This is a genomic window from Streptomyces aurantiacus JA 4570 (assembly GCF_000414115.1).
Classification (GTDB): Bacteria; Actinomycetota; Actinomycetes; order Streptomycetales; family Streptomycetaceae; genus Streptomyces; species Streptomyces aurantiacus_A.
Window position 1 is genome coordinate 42,039 of sequence record NZ_AOPZ01000337.1, and the last position, 14,159, is coordinate 56,197.

The window sequence follows — 14,159 nt, forward strand, 5'->3', positions numbered from 1 at the left end:
GTGATCAAGAGGGGGGGAACACGTGATCAAGAGAGGGCAGCGGCTGCGCTAGGGTCGGGCACCGAAGGAGGCATGATGGCTACGACGCGCCCGTCCGCCCGGCAACCCCTGGCCGACAAGATGTACGAGGTACTCCTCGGCCAGTTCATGGACGGTCTGTGGTCACCGGGTCAGTCCCTCAACATCGGGGCCCTCTCCCGCGAGCTGGACGTCAGCCAGACCCCGCTCCGCGAGGCCCTGGCCCGCCTCGAACACACGGGCCTGGTCCGCCGCGAGGCACTCAAGGGCTACCGGGTCGCGCCGCTCTTCACCGAGCGCGAGCTGATCAAGCTGATGGACGCGCGCCTCGTCCTGGAACCGGCCGTCGTCCACGAGGCGGCCCGCCGCACCACGCCGGAGTTCCTGGACGAGCTCAAGGAGAGCATCGAGGAGCTCAAGCGCTGTGCGGCCGCGCCGCGCTCGGCATCGGTGCGCCCGTACTGGGCCGCCGACGAGCGCTTCCACCTGCGCATCGCCGCCCAGTGCGACAACCCGTTCCTGGAGACGGCGTACCGCTCCCTCGGCGGTCACGTCCAGCGCTTCCGCCTGTTCACCGAACTCGGCGCCTCCGAGGCCGAGTCCCCGGCGCGGGAGCACACCGCCGTGTACGAGGCGATGGCGTCGGGAGACGCGGAGGGTGCCGCGAAGAAGATGCGGCGGCACATCGAGAACGCGAAGGCCCGGGCGTTGACGGACCGCCAGGCGGTGGACGGGGGCTGACCCTCCGGGCGGCAGTGGCAGTGGCAGTGGCAGTGGTAGCCCCCGGCCCCGTCCGGGGCCGGGGGCTACCTCGTCATGGCAGGGGCGCGGGCGTCGGGACCTCGACGACCTGGTCCCCGTCGGGTACGTCCTTCACGGTCACCGTGTTTCCCGGCACTCCGAGTCCCTGTGCCACGGCGGACGTCAGGCCGGCGAAGTCCCGGCCCTCGGGCACGGGGACCTGCTCGCCCTCGCCGTAGCTCTCGATCGCCTTGGTGAAGTAGCTCGGATGCCAGGCCCCGACCGCGCCCCTGACGTCCACGGACGTCACCGAGCGCCGGCCCACCAGGCTTTTGATCCGCCCCAGGATCTGGTCGGAGCGCAGTTCGCCCGGCACTTGGAAGAGGCTCGCGTGCGCGCCCACCGCTCCGCCGCCCGAGCGCAGATGCACGGTCACGGTCAGGCAGCTGGTGACGCTGGGGTAGCGGATGACACCGCCGGGCCCCGCTTCCTTGACCTGCCCCTCCGTCACCACGGTCTCGGTCGCGGCGGGTCCCTGGGACGCGGTCGGGAGGGCGGCGGTGGCGGGGCCGGCGCCCTCGGCCGCGTGGGCCGTGACGGGAACCGCGAGGCAGGCCATGAGGGCCACCCCGGCCGTCAGGGTCGTCACCACGGACGGCGTCGGACGCGCACGCATGGACAAGACACGTATGGACAAGTCACGTACGGACAAGAAGAGCTCCTGGCTGAGAGGTCGGGGGCAATATCGGGGGCAATAGGTGCCAAAGGGAGCCACTCTATGACGTGCTCCGCCCTCACGCCGCGCCCCGCCGGGTGGCCGGACCGGCCAGGCCGAGCAGCCCGAACTTGATTCGGAGCCCGCCGAACTCGCCGCCCGGGAAACCGAGTTCGACGTCCCAACCCCTTGCGTGGGCAACTACTCCTCTGCCACATTCGCCCCAGCCGAATATGGCATGCACGCGCCAGGGTTCAACCCGCCCGACGCGCGCGCGTTCCGACCGCACACCCATGCGATCCGCATACCCGTGCGATGCCTGGCGGCCAAGTCCTCATCCAGGACGCTCCAACCCCCACACAATGGAGACGACCGTGCGAATATCCAGATCCAGACTCGTCCCCGCGCTCGCGGCCACCGCCATCGCCGTCCTGGGGCTCGCCCCCACGGCAGCGGCCCAGACGGCGCCCAGCGCGAACGCCCCGGCTGCCGCGAACGGCACCTCGGCCCAGCCGATCATCGGCGGCGGCTACGCCAGCAACGCCCCCTGGGCGGCCCGGCTCTTCTCCAACGGCCGGCAGACCTGCAGCGCCACGATCATCGCCCCGACCTGGATCCTCACCGCGAAGCACTGCGTCAGCGGCGGCGGGCTCTCGTTCCGCATCGGCAGCCTCGACCAGACCACGGGCGGCACCACGGCCAACGGCGTCAGCGTCCACAACCACGCGTCCTCCGACCTCTCCCTGGTCAGGCTCGACCGCTCCGTGTCGGCCACCTACTCGCGCCTCGGCTCGCCGGGTTCCGTGTCGGTGGGCCAGACCGTGCAGGTGTACGGCTGGGGCGCGACGTCCCAGTGCGGTTCCGAGATCAACTGCCAGTCCCGGCTCCTGAAGGTCGCCGACGTCGTCGTGACCGGCGGCTGCAGTGACGCCTACGGCGGTCGCGCCATCTGCGCCCGGCGCGGCAACGGCATCACCGCGGGCGGCGACTCGGGCGGCCCGATGATGGCGGGCGGCGTCCAGGTCGGCGTCGCGTCCACCAGCGACCGCCAGACCACGACCGCTTACACGAACGTGACGGCGTACCGCTCCTGGATCCAGAGCGTGGCCGGAGTCTGAGCCCGAGTCTCAGCCTTGGTCCGAAGACTGAGTGACGCCGGGCCCGCGTGCGTTGACGGCGCGGGCCCGGCCACCGACCCGCAGCACCCCACAGACCGGAGCCCTTCACGTTGCGTCCCCGCCCGCGTCTCCTGACCGCCGTAGCCCTCGCCCTGACCATGGCCGTCGGCTTCGCTCCCGCCGCCGACGCGCGGCCACCGGACGGGGACGCGAACGGCAACCTTTCCTCGTACGCAACCGGCACCCCCTCCTCGTACGCCGACGTCCTCGACCTCCAAGGCGTGCCGGCGTCCGCGCAGCCCGGCGAGTTCAACCCGGTCAACGTCTTCGCCGACCGCGGCGCCTGGCACGCCTACGCGCTGCCGTCGGCGGGCGACCCGTCGACGTACGGGGGCTTCACCGGCCCGCTCCACATCGCCCAGGAATACCCGTGGTGGCTGAGCAAGTCGTTCAGCCGGATCCGGCTCACCGAAGCGGGCAAGGCGCTCGACCTCGCCGCCCGGGGCACCCCGCGCCTCACCTCGCTGCCCGGGCTGCTGCGCCAGACGTACCGGCTCGACGGCCTCCGCCTCACCCTGGAACTGCGCTTCGCCACCGACCGCACCGCACTCGTGAGGGCCCGGATCCACAACACCGGCCACGCGCCGCGCACCCTCGCCGCCGACTGGTCCGGCACGTTGTTGCGCCCCGAGGCGGCACCCGAGCGCGACGCGCCCGCGCTGAGGGCCACGCCCCGCGGCGTCGCCGTCGGCTTCGCCCGGGTCCGTGAGAAGTGGGACTACCTCACCGCCGGCACCGAGCGTTTCCAGGTCACCCACCGCGCCCCGGTCCGCACGACCGTCACGGGCGACACCTACCGCACCGACCTCGCCGCTCCTCTCTCCCTCGCACCCGGCGCGGCCCGCACCCTGGACTGGACCGAGAGCTACACCTTCACCGCGGCCGAGCGTGCCCGCGAAGCCGCCTCCGTGCGCCGCGCCCTCACCCGCCCCGCTGCCATCGCGGCGTCCGGGGACGCGCGCTGGCGCGGCTACGTCGCCTCGGTCACCCGTGGCGTCCCGGCCGACCGGCGCCGCCTTGCCGTGAAGTCGCTCGAAACCCTGGTCACCAACTGGCGTTCCGCCGCGGGCCGGATCCGGCACGACGCGATCAGCCCCTCCCTCTCGTACAAGTGGTTCGCGGGCGGCGTCTGGGCCTGGGACACCTGGAAACAGGCCGTGGGCACGGCCCGCTTCGCCCCTCGGCTCGCGCAGTCCCAGATCCGCGCCATGTTCGACCACCAGATCCGGCCCACCTCGGCGACCCGCCCCCAGGACGCCGGCATGATCCCCGACGCCGTCTTCTACAACAACCCGGCCGACGGCGGCGGCAACTGGAACGAACGCAACAGCAAACCGCCGCTGGCCGCGTGGGCGGTGTGGGAGGTCTACCGGCACAGCGGCGACCGGGCCTTCCTGCGCGAGATGTACCCGAAGCTCGCCGCGTACCAGTCCTGGTGGTACCGCAATCGCGATCACGATCGCGACGGGCTCGCGGAGTACGGAGCGACGGTCGACCCGGCCAACGACAGCGCGGAGCAGCGCAGGCTCGCCGCCGCCTGGGAGAGCGGCATGGACAACGCGCCGCGCTTCGACGCCGGCCTCGGCACCTCCGTCGTCGCCAACCGCGACGCCTCCGGCACGGTGACCGGCTACTCGCTCACCCAGGAGTCCGTCGACCTCAACGCCTACCTCGCCGCCGACCAGGGCCATCTCGCCGACGTCGCGGGTGCGTTGGGGGACACGGCGGGGGAGCGGCGCTGGCGGGGCAGGGCCGCGGCGACGCACCGGGCCGTGCGCGAGCGGATGTACGCCGCGGAGGACGGCTGGTTCCACGACACGGCGCTCGACAGCGGCGAGCGGCTCACCGCGCGGGGCCGGGGCATCGAGGGCGCGATCCCCCTGTGGACCGGCACGGCATCGCCCGCGCAGGCCGCCGCCGTACGCGACAAGCTCACGGACCCCGGCGAGTTCGCCACCCCCGTCCCCTTCCCGACCGTCGCCCGGAGCTCGCCCCACTTCGCCCCGCAGCGCTACTGGCGCGGCCCGGTCTGGCTCGACCAGGCGTACTTCGCCCAGGCGGGACTACGGCGGTACGGCTACACGGCACAGGCCAGGACGCTGACGGACCGGCTCCTGACCACCGCACACGGGCTGTCGGCCCGGAGCCCGGTGATGGAGAACTACGACCCCTTGACCGGCGCGCCCCTGAACTCGCCCAACTTCAGCTGGTCGGCGGCGGTGCTGCTGCCGATGCTGGCTCAGGACTGAGGGCCGCGTAGCCGCTGAACCGCAGACAGGAACCGGAGCATGGCGCTCCGGATCTCACGGGCTCCAGCCGTGCGAGTACCCCTCCCGCAAGGGCCCGCCGAGCAGAGCCAGCACCTCCTCGACCGCGCTCGCCAACGGAGCGGGCTCGGCCCGCTCGGCCACGGCCCGATGGCCGTCCAGCAGTGCCTTTCCCCGTACCGGGTCGGCGTCGAGCAGCCTGCGCGGCAGCCACTTGCCGATGCCTGTCCAGGCGTGATGATGCGCGGTGAGCAGGTGGGCGGCCTTCCCCACCACCTGGTCGGCCAGTGACAATTGCTCGTAGCGGTCGGCCGGCGGCGTGTCGACCAGGTCGTCCATGAAGCAGGTGAGGACATAACGGCCGTGCTCCCGCTCCGCCACGGTGAGCGGGGGAGGCCCGGAGGCGAGCACCTCCTGGGCCAGCCGCCGCGTGCGGGCCACATGACCGTACGGGTCGGCGAGGGACACGCCCTGGTCGTACAGGAAGAGGACGGTGCCGCGGCGGCGGTTCCTGTCCCACGCGAAGAACTCCGGTATGTCCGCGAGGGTGTTGAGGAACAGCTCGGCGAGGCGGCCATCGTGGCGGACCACCTCCCGCCGGCTGGTGTCCGAGTCCGGCAGGAGGATGGCCACGTCGAGATCGCTCGTCGGGGTGGCCCGCCCATGGGCCGCGGAGCCGCCGAGCAGGGCGCCCAGTGCGTGCGGGAAGCGCGCCTCGACCAGCCGCGCGGCCTCGGCGTGCAACGTCTCGTGATCGTTCATGGACGCTCATCGTGCCAGCGCCGGTTCAGCGAGCTTCATACGGGCTTGCTGAGCCGGCGTGGCCCGGTCGGGCCCTGCGCCGATCAGCCCGCCGTCTCGAACAACGTCTCCGCGTCGGTGATCGCGCGTGCCACGGCGTCGGGTTCCGGCCGCAGCTCCGCCATCACGGCGTCGACATCGCGCAACCCCGCCTGCCGCAGGAGGCGCTTCTCGTTGGTGACCCATTCGCCGCGGGCGGCCAGCACGGCGTGCGCGGTCTCCAGGGCGGCGGTGGCGATGGCGCCCGCGGCCTCGGTGGCCTGACCGCGAGGTGCGTACGAGGACTTGGCGTACTGCATCGTCATGGCCGCGCGGCCGCGCCACACGGGCGGAGCGGCCTCGCGCAGTGCTTGGGGGTACTCGGGCCGGGGCAGGCTGCCGCGCAGCACTTGGTTGACGGCCAGTTCGCCCACGACCAGGTAGCTGGGGATGCCCGCGAGGTGGAACATCAACGGCTCCCAGCGGAAGCGGCCCTGCCGGGCTTCGGCGAGTTCGTGTTCGACCACGTCGAGGTCGCGATAGTGCACGTCGACGCTCCGGCCGTCGATGGAGAACCAGCCGCCACCGTTGAAGACGCCGCCGCCCCAGCCGCCGATCTCGGAGACTTCGCCACCCCAGCCGAGCGCACGCAGGTCGTCCGGGTCGAACGTGCCCCGGTAGTAGAGGGCCAAGTCCCAGTCGCTGTCGGGAGTGTGGGTGCCCTGGGCGCGCGAGCCGCCGAGGGTGACGGCGTGCACGGCGGGCAGGGCGGCGAGGTGGTCGGCGACATGGTCGAGGAACAGGTCGTCGGTCATTGACGGGTCCGATCGTTCTGAAGCGGATGATGAGTTGCTGCCCCGGGCACATTCGCCCGTTGCTGCCGCGGACACACTCGCCCGGACGCCGGAGCACGGGCTCGGACGGCGTCAGGGCGAGGAGTGTGCCTGGATCATCGCTTCATGGGGTCGACTCTACCGTCCGGCCCCGCCGAGTGGCTCAGCGCGCCTGACTGACGCAGAACGGCTGTCCCGACGGGTCGAGCAGTACGGTCCAGTGCTCCCCGCCGGGCTGGAACTCCGGCTTGGTCGCGCCCAGTTCGAGCAGGCGGTCCACCGCCGTCGCGACGTCCCCGAAGGCCAGATCCAAGTGGAAGGGCAGCTCCTGCGCCGGCCAGTCCGGGGCCACGTACGACTTGGCGGTGTAGAAGAAGTACGTCGCCTCGCCCACCGGAACCGGGAAAGCGACCTCGTTGCCGTCCTCGTCGGGGTAGCCGTCCCCGACTTCGGCACCCAGGGCCGCGGCATAGAACTCGGCCAGCCTCCGCCCGTCCGGCGCCCAGATGGCGGGGCCGCCGATGGTGCCGACCAGGGTGTTGCGGGTGGCGCCGGAGCGGGCGCTGTTGTCAGCCATGACCATCCTTCTCTCGCTGTGGGACGGCGCGTGTCCCGCCGTCCGCAGCACCGTAGGCATCGATTAGGTCAGCCCGGGTCCTAGATGCGCGGGTGGTGCCCGCCCCGCCCCCAGGGAGTCACCAGGTGAACACCTTGCGTGCCGGGATGCCCGCTGTTGACATGCAAGTAAATGCTTGCCTTAAATGGAGGGGTGAACGAAGACATGGACCAGGTCTTCAAGGCCCTGTCCGACGCGACCCGCAGGCTCCTGCTGGACCGCCTGCGGGAGGACAACGGCCAGAGCCTGGGCCGGCTCTGCGACGGGCTGGGCATGTCCCGCCAAGCGGCCACCCAGCACCTGGGGCTGCTGGAAGCCGCGAACCTCGTCAGCACCGTCAAGCGGGGCCGGGAAAAGCTCCACTACCTCAACCCCGTTCCGATCCATGAGATCCAGGAACGGTGGATCGGAAAATTCGACCGCCCGCGCCTTGAGGCGTTGGGCGCAGTGAAACGGAAAGCGGAAAGCGCCATGGACGCCTCACCCGTCACCAAGCCCGAATTCGTCTACACCACCTACATCGAGGCCACCCTGGAAAGGGTCTGGGAGGCCCTGACCGACGCCGACATCACGGCCGGCTACTGGGGACACAGCAACATCTCGGACTGGCAGCCCGGCTCCCCCTGGGAGCACCGCCGTACCGACGGCAGCGGCCTCGCCGACGTGGTCGGCACCGTCGTCGAGGCCGCACCGCCCAACCGCCTGGTCGTCACCTGGGCGGGGCCGGACGACGAGCGACCCGAGGGACCCTCGACGGTCACGTTCGACCTGAAGCCGTACGGCGGCACCGTCCAGCTCACCGTCACCCACGAGAACCTGCGCGACGAGGCCGAACGGCGCCTGGCCGCGGGCGGCTGGTCCGCGGTGCTGGCCAACCTCAAGACGTACCTGGAGACCGGCGGGCTGCTGCCCCTGCCCGCCTGGTCCTGATCGCCGAACCGCCCCGCCGGGCGACGGCTCAGTGCTGGTAGCTGGTGTGTGTGGTGTATCCGGTGAGGCCGCCCTGGTACCACGTGTCGGGGTCGCTGGTGTGCAGCGGCAATCCCGTGCGGAAGCGTTCGACGAGGTCGGGGTTGGCGAGGTAGGCGCGGCCGTAGCTGATGAGGTCGGCGCCCTGGGCGAGCCAGTGCTCGCCCAGGGCCCGGTCGCCCTCCTGCGGGCCGATCTGGCCGCCGGGGTTGATGATGAAGGCGCCCGGCCACGCCTTGCGCAGCGCGACGAGGGTGTCCTCCTCGGTGGTGACGAGGACGTGGAGGTAGGCGAGCCCGAGGGGCGCCAGGGCCTCGACGAGGGCCGTGTAGTGCTGGGGGACGTCGTCCTCGGCGATGTCCCAGACGTGGCCGCCGGGGGACAGGCGCAGGCCGACGCGATCGGCTCCGATGGCGTCGGCGGCCGCCTCCGCGGCCTCGACGGCGAAGCGGATGCGGCCGGTGACGGATCCTCCGTACGCGTCCGTGCGCCGGTTGGTGTTGGAGGAGAGGAACTGCTGGATGAGGTAGCCGTTGGCCCCGTGGAGTTCGACGCCGTCGAATCCGGCGTCGACGGCCCGGCGGGCGGCGTCGGCGAAGGCCCGTACCTCGCCTGGGACTTCGGCGGTGGTCAGGGCACGCGGGACCGGGGCGGCCCGGCGGCCGCGCGGACCGGTGAACAGGGGCGAGTCGAGGGCGATCGCGGAGGGCGCGACGGGATGGTGACCGGCGACATCGGGGTGGCCGACGCGGCCGCCGTGCATGAGCTGCGCGAAGATGCGGCCGCCGTTGGTGTGGACGGCGGCGGTCACCGGCTGCCACGCGGCGACCTGCTCATCGGTGTGCAGGCCGGGCGTGTTGGGGTTGGACTGACCGGTGAGGCTGGGCTGTACGCCCTCGCTGACGATGAGTCCGGCGCCGGCGCGCTGCGCGTAGTACGTTCCCGCACTCTCATTGATGACGCCGTCGGCGGCCGCGCGGGCACGCGTCATGGGGGCCATGACGACGCGGTTGGGGAGCGTGAGGTTCCCGAGCTGGTAGCTGTCGAACAGACTGGTCACAGTGGTGTCCTTCGCGTTGCGCCGACGAATGGGGGCGGTACGTCGGCCACGCTAAAACCTGACGTTGACGTCAGAGGCAAGTAGCTCAGGGCTGCGAGGATGGGACGGGAAGGCCGCCGCCAGGGACTGGCTCCGGAGGGGAAGAGCATGCGAATCGGTGAACTCGCCGCTGCGACTGGCGTGAGCGTACGAGCGCTGCGCTACTACGAGGAACAGAACCTCCTCGCCGCCGACCGCAGCCCCAGCGGCCAGCGCCACTACCCGGCCACGGCCGTCGACCGGGTCCGGCTCATCCAGCAGTTGTACGCCGCCGGCCTTGCGAGCCGGACCATCGTGGAACTGCTGCCGTGCATCGAGAGCGACGAAGTGGCCCCCCAGCTCCTGGAACGGCTGCGGGCCGAACGTGCCCGCATCGACGGGCAGATCGGCGGCCTGCTGGAGACCCGGGACCGGCTGGACACGGCGATCGCCCTCGCCGACGACGCGAGGAAACAGGGGAGCCCCTGCCCCCGGTGAGGACGAGGGGCGCGGGCCGCCGCCCTCCCCGCTCAGGTGCCGCTGATCCCCAGCGACACCCACAGCGCGAGAGTCGAGACGAACAGCGCGAGGGGCACGGTGAGGACGCCGAGGAGAGTGAACTCCTTGAGCTGCACGTCGTGGTCGTGGTGATGGGTGATGCGCCGCCACAGGAGGGTGGCCAGGGATCCCGCGTACGTGAGGTTCGGGCCGATGTTGACGCCGAGGAGCACCGCGAGCACCGCCCCGGGCCCGGAGGGGGCGGCCAGCGGGGCGAGGGCGAGCACGGCCGGCAGGTTGTTGATCAGGTTCGCGAGGACGGCGGCGAGCGCGGCGGTGCCGAGGAGGGCGGGCAGCGAGTCGCCGTCGGGCAGGGCATGGCCGAGGGCGTCACCGAGACCGTTGTCGAGTACGCCTCGTACGACGATGCCGAGCGCCAGGACGAAGGCCAGGAACGGCAGGGCGGCGGAGCGGGCGATCGCGGTCGGGGTGGTGTGGCGCCGGACGAGGGCGCGGCCGGCCATGACGGCGGCGCCTGCCGCCGCGGCCCACGCCGGATCGAGGCCGACCGCGGAGGCCACGGCGAACCCCACGAGTGTCGCGGCGACGGTCACGAGGGGGAACAGGGGGAACTGCGCGGGCTCCCGGGCACCGTCGTCCTCGGTGGGAGCGTCGAGTTCGGTGGCGAAGAAGCGCCGGAACACGACGTACTCGACGGCGACGGCGGCCAGCCACGGCAGCAGCATCAGCAGCGCGAAGCGCGTAAAGGACAGCCCGGTGGCGGTGAAGGCGAGCAGGTTCGTCAGGTTCGACACCGGCAGCAGCAAGGACGCCGTGTTCGACAGGTGCGCGCAGGCATAGGCGTGGGGCTTGGCGGAGGTGCCCATGCGGGTGGCCGTGGCGAACACGACGGGCGTCAGCAGGACCACCGTGGCATCGAGACTGAGGGCGGCGGTGACCACTGATGCGAGGCCGAAGACCGCCCCCAGCAGGCGCCGCGGCCGGTGCCGGGCCCAGCGCGCCATCCAGGTCCCGCACGCCCGGAAGAGCCCCTCGTCGTCGCAGAGTCTGGCGAGTACGAGGACGGCGGCGAGGAAACCGATCACCGGCCCGAGCCGGGCCGCCTCCTCCCGCACGTCCTCCAGCGGGATCGCGCCGGTGACGATCACGAGGCCCGCCGCGGGCACCGCGAAGACCGCCTCCGGCAGGCCGAAGGGACGGACGACGGCGCACACGAGCACCACGACGAGCGCGGCGACGGACAGGGACTCGAGGAGCATGACCTCGATCATTCACGCCGCTCGTCCGGGCCGGACAACCGCCCCGCCGGTCCGCCCCGCGCATGGCGGCGAGGCTCCCGGGGGAGGCTCGCGGAAGTCGAAGATGTGTTCTTGACCGAGGCGCCAACCGGCTTCCAGGAGACGTGACATGCGGATCCCCGGCCCCGAGCCCCGCACGGACGGCGGCGTGGGCGCCGTCACCGAGGCGGGCGGCCTGCACCACTACCAACTGCGGCTGCACGCCGAGTACGGACCCGTCGTGCGGTTCCAGCTTCCGGGCGCCGAGACGGCCGTGTCGGTCGCCGACCCCGTGCTGCTGGAGGCGACGGCGCACATCGACAAGCGGCCGGAGCGGCTGTTCGAGTTCCTGGCCCCGCTCTGCGAGGCAGGCAACCTCCAGGTGATCGCGGCCGACGAACACACGCCGTGGCGGCGGGTGCTCCTCTCCGTGCTGGCCGGGCGCCCCTCCCACGAACGGCACTTCGCGCGGTTCACCGAGCTGGCGACGGCACTCGCGGACGACTGGGCCACGCGGGCCGACGGCGGACCCGCGGAGCCGGGGGGCGAACCCGTCGAGCTGCAGAAGGACCTCACCGCCCTGACGCTGCGGATGATCAGCGAGTACGCCCTCGGGGGCGCCGGCGACCTCGCGGACCCGGACCGAGTCATCGGCGCGTTCGAGGACGTACTCACCGAATACCTGGGACGGCTCTACCAAGTGCCGGTCCCGGGCACGCAGGACGACCGCGCGCGGCGCGCCGAGGACGCCCTGGCCTTCCTGCGCGCGACCGTCGACCGGGTCGTCGCGGCGCATCGCTCCGGCGGCCGCACGGACAAGAGCGATCTGATCGGGGCGCTCGTCGAGGCCGGCGAGAGCCCCGCGCGGATCCGCGACACCGTCATGGTGACCATGCTGGCCGCCCACCACACCACCGGGGTGGCCGTCTCCTGGACGCTGCACCTGCTGGGGCGCCACCCCGAGGCGGCCGACCGCGTCGCCGCCGAGCTGGACCGCGTACTCGGGGAGCGCCCGGCGCCCGAGTACGCCGACCTCCGCCGACTCACGTACCTCGACATGGCCCTCAAGGAGTCCATGCGGCTCTACCCGCCGGGTCCTTACGGCGCCCGCGAGACGACCGAGGCGCTCGTCCTGGGCGACTACGAGATCCCGGCCGGGACGACGGTCTTCTATCCCTTCTGGGCCGTCCATCTGAATCCCGCGTACTGGCCCGAGCCGGAGAAGTTCGTACCCGAGCGGTTCACCCCCGAGGAGACCGCCAAGCGTCCCAGGCTCGCCTACATTCCCTTCGGGCTCGGCCCCCGGAGCTGCGAGGGCGCCGCGCTCGCCATGATCGAGGCCGAACTGGTCCTGGCCGTCCTGCTCAAACGCTTCCGGTTCCGGCCCGCGCCAGGACACGAGACGGTGACACCGATCGAACGGTTCGTGCTGTGGGCGGAGGACGACATCCGCATGCTCGTGAGCCCGCGGCGCCCGGCGTGAGCGCGAGCCCGGAGCCATGCCCCCGCTTGCCCCACCCGGCGGGCCCGGACGGCTGACTCACCTGACTCGCCGCCCCGCGCCGGGCCCCGATGTCAGTGCCCTCTGCGAGCGTGAGTACATGACCACCACCGTGGAAGCCGACCCCGGCGGCCTGGTCGCAGTCCTGCGCGTGCCGGTGTGGAACACCCTGACCGCGCGCGCCGAGAGTCTGCGCCGCGCCCTGCCGCCCCGCCCCGACGCCCCCGCCGCGCGCTACGCGTGGCTGTGCTCCCTCACCCCCGCGCAGGCACGCGACGCCGCCCACCTGGACCACCTCGACGCCCTGTGCGCCCACCTCGCAGGCCACCCGGCCCTCGGCTACGCACCGGACGACCCCCTGCCGGAAGCCGCCCTCGAAGCCGCGGAAGGCTTCAACTCACAACTCACCGCCCTGATCACGCGCTACCGAGCGGCACGCGACGACGGCCGCACCGGACAGCGCTGAAGGCGAGGCCGGCGAAATCTCGCAGGCGTCGGAGAAACCCCGCGACGGGCTCGGCGGGGAGCCCGGCGCCGTGGGCAGGAGACAGGAACCGGTCACCAGGGCCTGGCCAGCAGGTGTGCCCCTGGACAAGGCTGGACCCCGCCCGCCCCGCCCGATCGCAGGAGTCCCCATGCCCAAGCCCCGCTTCGCCGTCCTCGGCGCCGGCAGCATCGGCTGTCACCTCGGCGGCCACCTCATCCACCTCGGCGGCCACCTCGTCGCCGCCGGGTACGACGTGGCGTTCATCGGCAGGACCGCCGCCATGGATGTGCTGCGCGAGAGGGGACTCACCCTCAGCAGCTCCGCCCGGCAGCCCGTCCACCTCACGCCGGACCGGCTGACGCTCGCCACCGGCCCGGAAGCCGCGGCCGACGCCGACTATGTGCTGGTCACCGTGAAGACCATCGGCACTGAGGCCGCCGCCAAGGACCTCGCTGCCCATCTCGCCCCGCACCGCGTCGTGGTCAGCTTCCAGAACGGGCTGCACAACCCGTCCACCCTGCGCGCCGCGCTCCCCGGCCACACCGTGCTGGCCGGAATGGTGCCGTACAACGTCGTGCAGTCCGCGCCGGGCACCGTGCACCAGGGCATGCCGGGCAGGCTCATGGCCGAGCCCGACGACACGCTCTTCGCCGCCTTCCGCGAGGCGGGCCTGGCCGTCGAGGCCCGCGCCGACATGGCCGCGGTGCAGCACGCCAAGCTGCTGATGAACCTGAACAACGCGGTCAACGCCCTCTCCGGGCTGCCGCTGCGCGACCAGCTCGGCCTGCGCGCCTACCGGCGCTGCCTCGCCCTGTGCCAGCGCGAGGCCCTCGCCGCCTACCGCGCCGCCGGGGCCACTCCCGCCCGCCTCGGCCCCATCTCGCCCGGTCTCACCCCGTACGTGCTGGGGCTGCCCGACGCGGTCTTCCGCCGGGTGGCGGGGGCGTCCCTCCGGATCGACGCCCACGCGCGCTCCTCGATGTGGGAGGACCTGCGGCGCGGCCGTCCCACGGAGATCGACTCACTGCAGGGCGAGATCGTCGCCCTCGCCACCGCCCACGGTGGCCGCGCCCCCGCGAACGCGCGCCTCGCCGCCCTCGTGCACGCGGCGGAGTCCACGCCGCGCACCTGGACGGGACCGGAGCTGTACGCCGAGCTGAGAGCCTGTCTTTGAACCCGG

The 14,159-nt window shown here is 72.4% G+C and carries 14 protein-coding genes; 8 read left to right on the forward strand and 6 right to left on the reverse strand.

Going from position 1 to position 14,159, the window contains the following annotated elements:
- Positions 1-72: 72 nt before the first annotated feature.
- The gene (locus STRAU_RS28655) at positions 73-759 is read left to right on the forward strand and encodes a GntR family transcriptional regulator (RefSeq protein WP_016643911.1); all 687 of its coding nucleotides are present in this window, start codon (positions 73-75) and stop codon (positions 757-759) included.
- Between the two features lie 73 nt (positions 760-832).
- On the opposite strand, the gene STRAU_RS28660 is transcribed toward STRAU_RS28655, so the two are convergent.
- Positions 833-1,435: a hypothetical protein gene (locus STRAU_RS28660; protein ID WP_158692143.1), complete on the reverse strand. Its 603-nt coding sequence runs from the start codon at positions 1,433-1,435 to the stop codon at positions 833-835.
- A 401-nt stretch (positions 1,436-1,836) separates the two neighbouring features.
- On the opposite strand from STRAU_RS28660, the gene STRAU_RS28665 reads away from it, so the two are divergent.
- Positions 1,837-2,592 (forward strand): S1 family peptidase, encoded by a 756-nt coding sequence (locus STRAU_RS28665; RefSeq protein ID WP_016643913.1) that lies wholly within the window; start codon positions 1,837-1,839, stop codon positions 2,590-2,592.
- 110 nt (positions 2,593-2,702) lie between these two features.
- Positions 2,703-4,901, forward strand: a complete 2,199-nt coding sequence (locus STRAU_RS28670; RefSeq protein ID WP_037662530.1) for an MGH1-like glycoside hydrolase domain-containing protein — start codon at positions 2,703-2,705, stop codon at positions 4,899-4,901.
- 54 nt (positions 4,902-4,955) lie between these two features.
- Here the strand turns inward: STRAU_RS28670 and STRAU_RS28675 are convergent, their stop codons facing one another.
- The 3 genes from STRAU_RS28675 to STRAU_RS28685 form a co-directional block, all read right to left on the reverse strand.
- Positions 4,956-5,681, reverse strand: coding sequence for a nucleotidyltransferase domain-containing protein (locus STRAU_RS28675; RefSeq protein WP_016643915.1), 726 nt, complete (start codon positions 5,679-5,681; stop codon positions 4,956-4,958).
- 83 nt (positions 5,682-5,764) lie between these two features.
- The gene (locus tag STRAU_RS28680) at positions 5,765-6,514 is read right to left on the reverse strand and encodes a nucleotidyltransferase domain-containing protein (protein WP_016643916.1); all 750 of its coding nucleotides are present in this window, start codon (positions 6,512-6,514) and stop codon (positions 5,765-5,767) included.
- Between the two features lie 181 nt (positions 6,515-6,695).
- Complete coding sequence (locus tag STRAU_RS28685) at positions 6,696-7,115, reverse strand: VOC family protein (protein WP_016643917.1); 420 nt, start codon at positions 7,113-7,115, stop codon at positions 6,696-6,698.
- A gap of 198 nt (positions 7,116-7,313) precedes the next feature.
- Between STRAU_RS28685 and STRAU_RS28690 the strand changes: the two genes are divergently transcribed.
- A complete protein-coding gene (locus STRAU_RS28690; RefSeq protein WP_037662563.1) occupies positions 7,314-8,078 on the forward strand; it encodes an ArsR/SmtB family transcription factor in 765 nt (254 codons plus the stop codon).
- A 28-nt stretch (positions 8,079-8,106) separates the two neighbouring features.
- Here STRAU_RS28690 and STRAU_RS28695 read toward each other — a convergent pair whose 3' ends face one another.
- Positions 8,107-9,177 carry an alkene reductase gene (locus STRAU_RS28695; RefSeq protein WP_016643919.1) on the reverse strand — a complete coding sequence of 357 codons (1,071 nt, stop codon included), beginning with the start codon at positions 9,175-9,177 and terminating at the stop codon, positions 8,107-8,109.
- A 147-nt stretch (positions 9,178-9,324) separates the two neighbouring features.
- Between STRAU_RS28695 and STRAU_RS28700 the strand changes: the two genes are divergently transcribed.
- Complete coding sequence (locus STRAU_RS28700; RefSeq protein WP_016643920.1) at positions 9,325-9,693, forward strand: MerR family transcriptional regulator; 369 nt, start codon at positions 9,325-9,327, stop codon at positions 9,691-9,693.
- A 32-nt stretch (positions 9,694-9,725) separates the two neighbouring features.
- Here STRAU_RS28700 and STRAU_RS28705 read toward each other — a convergent pair whose 3' ends face one another.
- Complete coding sequence (locus tag STRAU_RS28705; protein WP_037662565.1) at positions 9,726-10,973, reverse strand: SLC13 family permease; 1,248 nt, start codon at positions 10,971-10,973, stop codon at positions 9,726-9,728.
- A 148-nt stretch (positions 10,974-11,121) separates the two neighbouring features.
- Here STRAU_RS28705 and STRAU_RS28710 point away from each other — a divergent pair, with 148 nt between their 5' ends.
- The 3 genes from STRAU_RS28710 to STRAU_RS28720 all read left to right on the forward strand — a co-directional run bounded on the left by STRAU_RS28710 (position 11,122) and on the right by STRAU_RS28720 (position 14,153).
- Complete coding sequence (locus STRAU_RS28710; protein ID WP_016643922.1) at positions 11,122-12,474, forward strand: cytochrome P450; 1,353 nt, start codon at positions 11,122-11,124, stop codon at positions 12,472-12,474.
- Between the two features lie 118 nt (positions 12,475-12,592).
- Entirely contained in the window at positions 12,593-12,958 is a 366-nt protein-coding gene (locus tag STRAU_RS28715; protein ID WP_016643923.1) for a hypothetical protein, read from the forward strand.
- A 169-nt stretch (positions 12,959-13,127) separates the two neighbouring features.
- Positions 13,128-14,153 carry a 2-dehydropantoate 2-reductase gene (locus tag STRAU_RS28720; RefSeq protein ID WP_016643924.1) on the forward strand — a complete coding sequence of 342 codons (1,026 nt, stop codon included), beginning with the start codon at positions 13,128-13,130 and terminating at the stop codon, positions 14,151-14,153.
- Positions 14,154-14,159 lie beyond the last annotated feature (6 nt).

What these genes read in the sequence shown, in the direction of transcription:
- STRAU_RS28660 (WP_158692143.1), bottom strand. Translation starts at nt 1,435, where the DNA reads ATGCGTGCGCGTCCGACGCCGTCCGTGGTGACGACCCTGACGGCCGGG.
- STRAU_RS28685 (WP_016643917.1), bottom strand. Translation starts at nt 7,115, where the DNA reads ATGGTCATGGCTGACAACAGCGCCCGCTCCGGCGCCACCCGCAACACC.
- STRAU_RS28715 (WP_016643923.1), top strand. Translation starts at nt 12,593, where the DNA reads ATGACCACCACCGTGGAAGCCGACCCCGGCGGCCTGGTCGCAGTCCTG.
- STRAU_RS28705 (WP_037662565.1), bottom strand. Translation starts at nt 10,973, where the DNA reads ATGCTCCTCGAGTCCCTGTCCGTCGCCGCGCTCGTCGTGGTGCTCGTG.
- STRAU_RS28680 (WP_016643916.1), bottom strand. Translation starts at nt 6,514, where the DNA reads ATGACCGACGACCTGTTCCTCGACCATGTCGCCGACCACCTCGCCGCC.
- STRAU_RS28720 (WP_016643924.1), top strand. Translation starts at nt 13,128, where the DNA reads ATGCCCAAGCCCCGCTTCGCCGTCCTCGGCGCCGGCAGCATCGGCTGT.
- STRAU_RS28700 (WP_016643920.1), top strand. Translation starts at nt 9,325, where the DNA reads ATGCGAATCGGTGAACTCGCCGCTGCGACTGGCGTGAGCGTACGAGCG.
- STRAU_RS28655 (WP_016643911.1), top strand. Translation starts at nt 73, where the DNA reads ATGATGGCTACGACGCGCCCGTCCGCCCGGCAACCCCTGGCCGACAAG.
- STRAU_RS28665 (WP_016643913.1), top strand. Translation starts at nt 1,837, where the DNA reads ATGGAGACGACCGTGCGAATATCCAGATCCAGACTCGTCCCCGCGCTC.
- STRAU_RS28710 (WP_016643922.1), top strand. Translation starts at nt 11,122, where the DNA reads ATGCGGATCCCCGGCCCCGAGCCCCGCACGGACGGCGGCGTGGGCGCC.
- STRAU_RS28690 (WP_037662563.1), top strand. Translation starts at nt 7,314, where the DNA reads ATGGACCAGGTCTTCAAGGCCCTGTCCGACGCGACCCGCAGGCTCCTG.
- STRAU_RS28675 (WP_016643915.1), bottom strand. Translation starts at nt 5,681, where the DNA reads ATGAACGATCACGAGACGTTGCACGCCGAGGCCGCGCGGCTGGTCGAG.